The sequence below is a fragment of the Actinomycetes bacterium genome, from assembly GCA_035489715.1.
GTDB lineage: Bacteria > Actinomycetota > Actinomycetes > JACCUZ01 > JACCUZ01 > DATHAP01.
In genome coordinates, this window is record DATHAP010000065.1 from 1 (window position 1) to 2,160 (window position 2,160).

At 70.5% G+C, this 2,160-nt stretch carries 3 protein-coding genes; 1 reads left to right on the plus strand and 2 read right to left on the minus strand.

All coding sequences use genetic code 11. The features are described 5' to 3' along the window. Positions 1-412, plus strand: a 412-nt coding sequence (locus VK640_05740; protein ID HTE72685.1) for a hypothetical protein, incomplete at its 5' end; no start/stop codon positions are given. 65 nt (positions 413-477) lie between these two features. Here VK640_05740 and VK640_05745 read toward each other — a convergent pair. After that, positions 478-1,113 (minus strand): class I SAM-dependent methyltransferase, encoded by a 636-nt coding sequence (locus VK640_05745; GenBank protein ID HTE72686.1) that lies wholly within the window; start codon positions 1,111-1,113, stop codon positions 478-480. 41 nt (positions 1,114-1,154) lie between these two features. Then, a partial coding sequence (locus VK640_05750; GenBank protein ID HTE72687.1) for a DEAD/DEAH box helicase occupies positions 1,155-2,160 on the minus strand: 1,006 nt, incomplete at its 5' end.

Sequence of the window (2,160 nt, forward strand, 5' to 3'; positions counted from 1 at the left end):
CGGGGAGCTGACCACCGTCCTGCTCGACGACCAGGGCGCGGTGCGCGGCCTGCGCACCGAGCGCCGCTACTTCACCGTCCCGCAGCGCCGGGCGATGATCGGCCGCGACGGGGACCGCTGCCCCTGGCCGTGGTGCGACCGGCCCGCCACCTGGTCCGACGGCCATCACCTGGTGTGGGCCAGCCGCGGCGGCCCGACCACCGTCGCCAACGGCGCCCTGCCCTGTCCGGCGCACCACACGATGTGCCACGAAGGCGGCTGGACCCTGCACCGCCACCCCGACGGCCGCTACAGCGCCACCCACCGCGACGGCCGCACCCTCGAACCCGAACCCTCCCCACCCGGCCGCAACCGCACCGGCAAGGACACCGGCCCGCCGCCCAGCCGACCACCGCCCCCGCAACGCGAATGACATGCACCACGTGCGGTGCATCCTCGGGACGAGCGCCCGACTGCCATTGTTGATTTGGGTCAGGCCTATCTTCGCGCGAAGATGACCGCTCCCGGCACCTCGACGTCCGGTCCGATGACCAGCTCGGCCTCGATGGTGAACCCCGCGTCGCGAAGCCAACCCATGACCGTGCTCGGCCGCCGATGGTGACTGTCGACGTTGACTGCTCGACCCGTGTAGCCCTCGGACGTGTGTCGTGTCTCGTCACCGACGTGAAAGCCGACCAGCAGCAGACCCTGTGGCTGCAACACTCGACGGAACTCCTCGAGCACGCCGGGCATCGCGTGGTCGGGCACGTGGATCACGGACCAGAACGCGACTATGCCGACGAGCGAGTCGTCCGCCATCTTCAGGTCGGTCATCGTTCCGACCTCGAAGCGCAGGCCTGGATGGTCGCGCCGAGCGATGGCGATCATCTCGGGGGAGAGATCGATGCCGAAGGCGTCCACTCCGGCGTCGTGGAGGTAGCCGGTGACGTACCCCGGCCCGCATCCGACATCGGCGACCGGCCCGGCACCGGCACCGTGGACCAGCTCGGCGAACAACGCCAGGCTGGCGCGGAGGTACGGCCTCTCACCGAGCAGTCCACGAACCTTCTCGGCGTATCCGGCAGCATCCGTGTCGTACGACGAGCGGGTGTCGGACAGCCAGGCATCGGCCATGGGTGGGACGGTAGCCGGAACCGGCGACAGCCGGTTCGCGGTCAGGTCTCGGGAGCGTCGAGCGTCGGCAGGTCCTCGCTGTCGACGATCCGGTACGCGTAGCCCTGCTCGGCGAGGAACCGCTGGCGGTGCGCCGCGAAGTCCTGGTCGACCGTGTCCCGAGCCGTGACCGCGTAGAACCGGGCGGTGCGCCCGTCGGCCTTCGGCCGCAGCACCCGGCCGAGCCGCTGCGCCTCCTCCTGCCGTGACCCGAAGGTGCCGGACACCTGGATCGCGACGGCCGCCTCGGGCAGGTCGATCGAGAAGTTGGCCACCTTGCTCACCACGAGCAGCGAGATCTCGCCGGTGCGGAACGCGCCGAAGAGCGCCTCGCGCTGCTTGACCGTCGTCTCACCCTTGATGACCGGCGCACCGAGGCGCTCGCCGAGGTCGTCGAGCTGGTCGATGTACTGCCCGATCACCAGGACCTGGTCGCCCCGGTGCCGCTCGACGAGCTGCTCGACGACGCGGGTCTTGGTCGCGGTGGTCGAGGCGAAGCGGTAGCGCTCCTCCGGCTCGGCTGTCGCGTAGGCCAGCCGCTCCGAGTCGGACAGGGTCACCCGCACCTCGACGCAGTCGGCCGGCGCGATGTAGCCCTGCGACTCGATGTCCTTCCACGGCGCGTCGTAGCGCTTCGGGCCGATGAGGGAGAAGACGTCGCCCTCGCGGCCGTCCTCGCGCACCAGCGTCGCGGTCAGCCCGAGGCGGCGGCGGGCCTGCAGGTCGGCGGTCATCCGGAAGATCGGCGCGGGCAGCAGGTGCACCTCGTCGTAGACGACCAGGCCCCAGTCGCGAGCGTCGAGCAGCTCCAGGTGCGTGTAGACGCCCTTCCGCTTGGTCGTCAGCACCTGGTAGGTGGCGATGGTGACCGGGCGGATCTCCTTGACCGACCCGGAGTACTCACCGATCTCCTCGGGCGTCAGCGTCGTCCTTCGTACGAGCTCGTCCTTCCACTGGCGCGCGCTCACGGTGTTGGTGACGAGGATCAGCGTGGTCGCCTGGGCCTGG